This is a genomic window from Actinomycetota bacterium, from assembly GCA_036280995.1.
Taxonomy (GTDB): domain Bacteria; phylum Actinomycetota; class CALGFH01; order CALGFH01; family CALGFH01; genus CALGFH01.
Genome location: DASUPQ010000435.1, coordinates 1 through 5,685, shown reverse-complemented (window position 1 = coordinate 5,685; position 5,685 = coordinate 1). Strand labels below are relative to the sequence as shown.

At 75.5% G+C, this 5,685-nt stretch carries 4 protein-coding genes; all 4 read right to left on the bottom strand.

The features are described 5' to 3' along the window. Window positions 1-1,172, bottom strand: a 1,172-nt coding sequence (locus tag VF468_14600) for a Gfo/Idh/MocA family oxidoreductase (protein HEX5879523.1), incomplete at its 3' end; no start/stop codon positions are given. Continuing rightward, complete coding sequence (locus VF468_14595) at window positions 1,172-1,990, bottom strand: aldolase/citrate lyase family protein (GenBank protein HEX5879522.1); 819 nt, start codon at window positions 1,988-1,990, stop codon at window positions 1,172-1,174. The genes VF468_14600 and VF468_14595, both read right to left, overlap by 1 nt. Continuing rightward, window positions 1,987-3,948 carry a 3D-(3,5/4)-trihydroxycyclohexane-1,2-dione acylhydrolase (decyclizing) gene (gene iolD / locus VF468_14590; protein ID HEX5879521.1) on the bottom strand — a complete coding sequence of 654 codons (1,962 nt, stop codon included), beginning with the start codon at window positions 3,946-3,948 and terminating at the stop codon, window positions 1,987-1,989. The genes VF468_14595 and iolD overlap by 4 nt, the downstream gene beginning before the upstream one ends. Window positions 3,949-3,973: 25 nt before the next feature. Further along, entirely contained in the window at window positions 3,974-5,401 is a 1,428-nt protein-coding gene (locus VF468_14585; protein ID HEX5879520.1) for an aldehyde dehydrogenase family protein, read from the bottom strand. Between the last annotated feature and the right edge of the window lie 284 nt (window positions 5,402-5,685).

The window sequence follows — 5,685 nt, the reverse complement described above, 5'->3', positions numbered from 1 at the left end:
CCGCTGGCCGCGGAGGCGTCGGCGGCGGCGATGACCTCGGCCACGGCGTGGGCGTCCTCGATGGTGGCGTTGCGCCGCTCCCCGCCGGCCACGGCGGCCAGGAACTTCCTGGCCTCGATGACCTTGAGGTCGTCGTAGCCCATGGCGATCCCGGGGCCGGGCTGGAAGTGGGCGTAGTCGCCCAGGTGGGGGTTGGCCAGCACGGTCGTGTAGCCCTGGTGGGGGCCGCCGCGGCCCAGGCAGACCCGCAGCTCGTTCATCTGCTCGAAGTTCCAGGCCAGCGAGCCGTCGGTGCCGTACAGCTCGAAGGCGAGCCCGCACTGGGGGCCGACGATCGTCCGCGACGCCTCCAGGGTGCCGACCGCCCCGGCGCCCTGGGCGTCGCCGGCGAACCGGACCAGGGCGGCCGCGTAGTCCTCGTTCTCGACCGGCCCCAGCTCGCCGTCCTCGATGACCGCGAAGTGGGTGGCCGAGCCCATCGGCAGGATCGGGCGCTCGCTGTAGACGGTGCTGGTCAAGGCCGTGACCTCGGCGACCGGGCCGACCACGTACTGCATCAGGTCGACCACGTGGCTGAGCAGGTCGCCGAGGGCACCGCTGCCGGCCAGCTCGCGGTTGAAGCGCCACGACAGCGCCCCCTTGGGCTCGGAGGCGTAGCCGGTGAAGAACACCGACCGGACGTTGGTGACCCGCCCAAGGGCCCCGGAGGCGACCAGCTCGCGGCTGTGCTCCACCGCGGGGGCGTGCCGGTAGTTGAAGCCGATGGAGGTGACCAGCCCGGCGGCGTTGGCGGCGGCGGCCACGGCCGCGGTGTCGTCGACGTTGCGGCCCACCGGCTTCTCGATCCAGAAGGGCCTGCCCGCCTCGGCGGCGGCCACGCCGATCTCGCGGTGGAGCATGTTGGGGGCGCAGATCGACACCACGTCGACCTCGGGATCGGCCAGCACCTCCCGGTAGTCGGTGCTGCCCCTGGCATAGCCGAGCACGTCGGTGGCGTAGTCGACCCGGTCGGCGGCGGTGTCGGCCGCATGCACCAGCCGGGGGCGGATGCCGGTCTCCGGGTAGACGTAGGGCAGCGCCCGGTAGGCCCGGCTGTGGAGCTTGCCCATCCAGCCGACGCTGATCAGGCCGACACCGACGTCGTGACGGGGGGTGATGGTTGGCTCGGCCATCAGCGGTCCCCTCCTGGGAGGTCGTCGGTGCGGGCGGCGGCCAGGGCGGTGCCGAGGGCGGCCGCGAGCAGGGTCGAGTCGGAGCCGATCCCGACGAAGGCCCAGCCCTGCCCGCGGAGGCGGCGGGCGGCGGCGCCGTCGCCCACGAGCAGGCCGCAGGCCTTGCCGTGGCGGGCGGCGGCCGCCCGGACCGTCTCCAGCGCCTCCAGGTAGGCCGGGGCGGTGACGTCGCCGGGGACGCCGAGGTCGTGGCTGAGGTCGCGGGGGCCGACGAACAGCACGTCGACCCCGTCGACGGCGGCGATGGCGTCGGCCTGGGCGACGGCCGCGGCCGACTCGATCTGGACCACGCACAGCACCTCGTCGTCGGCGCGGTCGAGCGCGCCCGGGTCGAGGCCGAAGCGGCAGGCCCGGTTGTAGGTGGCGACGCCGCGGTCGCCCCGCGGCGGGTAGCGCAGGTGCCGGACGGCCTCGCCGACCTGGGCGGCCGAGGCCAGCCGGGGCAGCATCACCCCGGCCGCGCCCAGGTCGAGCACCCGGCCGAGCCGGATGCGGGCGTCGGTCTCGACCCGGACCACCGTCGGGACGCCGTAGGCGGCCGCGGCCAGGACGGTGGCCCCGACCTGCTCCTCACCGCCGCCGCCGTGCTCCAGGTCCAGCAGCACCCAGTCGGGCCCGGCGGCGGCGCAGACCTCGGCCGCCACCGGCGAGGCCATGCCGAGGAAGGTCCCGACGGTCGCCTCGCCGGCGGCCAGGCGGGCCCGCAGCCGGCCGGCGTCCAGCGGCGTCCCCGCCGGGACGGTGCCGGTGGCCGTCATCCGTGCCACCGCTGGAGCTCCAGCCCCTGCTCGTATTCGGCCCGCAGCTCGGCCACCCCGGGTGTCTCGGACACCTCGGCGGGGGCCACGTCCCACCAGACGCCGGCGCCGGGCAGGTCGGCGTGGGGGATGGCCGGGACCACGATCACCACCGGGCCGGGATGGTCGCGGGTGTCGGCGAGGGCGTCGCGGACCTCCTTGGCCGTCCGGGCCAGGACCGCCCGGGCCCCCAGGCCGGCGGCCACCTGGGCCAGGTCGACCTTGAGGTAGTCGCCCTCGAGCCGCGACTGGGTGGCGTCGGCGGCCAGGTCGAGGCCGCCCTTGCGGTAGCGGAACTCGTTGCCGAACTCGCGCCCGCTGCGCAGCATCTGGAGGCGGTGGATGACCTGGTAGCCGTGGTTCTCGGGGATGACCACGGTCACCGCCAGCCCCTCCTGGGCGGCCGTGACCAGCTCGGTCGGGGCCATCAGGAAGGTGCCGTCGCCGACGAAGGAGAGCACCCGGCGGGCCGGGTCGGGCTCGGCCAGGCGGACCCCGATGGCCGCCGGCACCTCGTAGCCCATGCAGGAGAAGCCGAACTCCAGGTGGCAGTGGCGGCCGCCGGTGGCGTCCCAGACCTTCTGGAGGTCGCCGGGGGGGCCGCCGGCGGCGGCGATGATGGTGTCGCCCGGCCGGGCGTGCTCCTGGAGCAGGCCGATGATCTGCCCCTGGGTCCGCTCGGCGCCGGTGTCGGGGATCACGTCGCCCTGGACCGTGGAGCGGTCGAAGGTGGTGTCGGGGTCGAGGGCGGCCGCCCGGGCCGTCGCCCAGGCGCCGGTCTGGGCCCGGACCTCCTCCCGCCACGCCTCGGGGCTGGCCACCCCGGCCTCCCGGGCGGCCTCGGTGAGGGCGGCCAGGGCGAGGCGGGCGTCCCCGATGATCGGGGTGGCGCCGAGCCGGGCCGCGTCGTGGCCGTCAACGTTGACCGAGGCGAACCGCACCTCGGGGTGCTCGAACAGCGACTGGGAGGCGGTGGCGAAGTCGGTCAGGCGCGAGCCGACGGTGAGGACGAGGTCGGCCTGGCGGGCCAGGGCGTTGGTGGCCGGGGTGCCCTCCAGCCCGATGCCGCCCAGCAGCCACCAGTCGCCGTCCTGGACCGCGCCCTTGCCGGCGAAGGTCTCGGCCACGGGGATGCCGGTGGCGCGGGCGAAGGCCTCCAGCTCGCGGGAGGCGTCCGAGTAGACGACCCCGCCGCCGGCGATCAGCAGCGGCCGGCGGGCCCGCGACAGCAGCCGCACGACCTCGGCCACCTCCCGGGGGTCGGGCAGCGGCCGGCGGATGGGCCAGTCGCGCTCCTCGAACAGCCCGGCCGGGTAGTCGTAGGCGTGCGACTGGATGTCCTGGGGCAGGGCCAGGACCACGGCGCCGGTGGCCGCCGGGTCGGTGAGCACCCGCATGGCCTCGGGCAGGGCGGTCAGCAGCTGCTCGGGACGGGTGATGCGGTCGAAGAACCGGGCCAGGGGCCGGAAGGCGTCGTTGGCGCTGACGTCGGCCTCGGTCGGGTGCTGGAGCTGCTGCAGCACCGGGCCCTGGCGCCGGGTCGCGTAGGCGTCGCCGGGGAGCAGCAGCACCGGGAGCCGGTTGACGGTGGCCACCCCGGCCCCGGTGACCATGTTGAGCGCCCCGGGGCCGATCGAGGCGGTGACGGCCAGGGTGGCCCGGCGGCGGGTCGCCTTGGCGAAGGCGGTGGCCGCATGGACCAGGGCCTGCTCGTTGCGGCCCTGGATGAACGGCAGCCGGTCGTGGAGCTGGTCGAGGGCCTGGCCCATGCCGGCGACGTTGCCGTGGCCGAAGATGCCGAGGGCGGCCGGGACGAGCCGGCGGCGCTCGCCGTCGGCCACCGAGTGCTGGGCGGCGAGGTACCTGACGATGGCCTGGGCGACCGTCAGGCGCACGGTCCGCCGGTCGGAAGCGGTCATGGGTCGATCTCCCTTCGACGGTTGGTCACCAGGGACGGCCGTGGAGCACGACCGTCTTGACCTCGGTCATCTCCTCGACGGCGGAGCGGGGGCCCTCCTTGCCGATGCCGCTGCCCTTGAGGCCGCCATAGGGCATCAGGTCGGCCCGCCACAGCGGGGTCCAGTTGACGTGGATGGTCCCCGAGTCGATCTCGCGCATGGCCTGGACGGCCCCGGCCACATCGGCGGTGAAGATCCCCGACCCGAGCCCGTAGCCGGTCCCGTTGGCCTGGGCGATCGCCTCGGCCCAGCCGTCGGCCCGGCTGACGGCCACCGCCGGGCCGAACAGCTCCTCCTGGCTGAAGGGCGACGCCGGGTCGACGTCGGCAACCACGGCCGGCCGCACCACCGCCCCCTCGCGGTCCCCGCCGGTGAGCACGCGGGCCCCGGCGGCGGCCGCCTCGGCGATGGCCTTGCGCACACGCTCGGCCTCGCCGGCGGTGATGAGCGCGCCCATGCCGGTGTCGGGCGAGGCCGGGTCGCCGGTGCGGATGGCCTCGACCTTGGGGACCAGCGCGTCCAGGAAGTCGCCGGCCACCGCCCGGTGGGCGATCACCCGCTGGACCGAGATGCAGACCTGGCCGGCGTTGACGTAGCCGCCGGCCGCCACCGCCGAGGAGGCGAGCTCGAGGTCGGCGTCGGGCAGGATCACCACCGGGCAGGAGGCGCCCAGCTCCAGCGAGAGCTTCTTGACCCCGGCCACCCGGGTGATCCGCTCCCCGGTGGCGGTGGAGCCGGTGAAGGAGATCTTGCGGACCCGCGGGTCGGTCACGAGCGCGTCCCCCAGGGCCCCGCCCGGGCCGGTGACGACCGAGAGGACGCCGTCGGGCAGGCCGGCGTCGACGAAGCAGGCGGCCAGGGCGAGGGCGGTCAGGGGCGTGTTCCGGGCCGGCTTGAGGACCACGGCGTTGCCGGCGGCCAGGGCCGGGGCGAGCTTGTGGAGGACCAGCAGGGCCGGGTAGTTGAACGGGGTGATGGCCACGACCACGCCGCACGGCTGGCGCAGGGTGAAGCCGATCTTGTCCTGCCCGGTGCCGCGGTTGGCGTCGAGCGGCAGGCTGTCGCCGTAGAGCTGGGTCCCCTCGAACGCGGCCAGCCGGATCAGGTCCCCGGAGCGGGCCGCCTCGCCCCTGGCCTCGGTGATCGTCTTGCCGCACTCCCCGCTGATCAGCCGGGCCGTCTCCTCGGCCCGTTCGTCGGCCAGCCCGGCCGCCCGCAGCAGGACCCGCATCCGCTCGTGGGCCGGGGTCCGGCGCCACACCTCGGCCCCGCCCTGGGCCGCGGCCAGGGCCGCGTCCACGTCCTCGACCGTCGCCACCGGCACCGTGCCCACCACGGCCCCGTCGAACGGCGAGGTCACCTCCTCGACCGCTCCTCCACCGGGCCGCCAGCGGCCACCGATGAGCATTTCCATGGGCGAGACACGTCCTCCATCCGCCGTGGTCAGAGTAGTTGGAACGTTCCAACCTGGGTAGTGTGCGGGATGGCGCGGAAGGTGTCAAGCGTCCGGTCCGGCACAACCGTGACCGGTCGCCGCCGCCGCGACCGGCCGTCCTGGTCGCCGGGTCAGGCGGGGTGGGCGGCGTTGCCGTCCTGGTCGGGAACGGTGAAGGCTTCGCGGAAGCGGGACAGGGCCTGCTCGCTGTCGCCGGAGGCCCATGCCTCCAGGCCGACGGTGCCGCGGTAGCCGAGCTCGTC

Excerpts from the sequence above, each read along its gene's own strand:
- VF468_14595 (HEX5879522.1), bottom strand. The coding sequence starts at position 1,990 with ATGACGGCCACCGGCACCGTCCCGGCGGGGACGCCGCTGGACGCCGGC.
- iolD (HEX5879521.1), bottom strand. The coding sequence starts at position 3,948 with ATGACCGCTTCCGACCGGCGGACCGTGCGCCTGACGGTCGCCCAGGCC.
- VF468_14585 (HEX5879520.1), bottom strand. The coding sequence starts at position 5,401 with ATGGAAATGCTCATCGGTGGCCGCTGGCGGCCCGGTGGAGGAGCGGTC.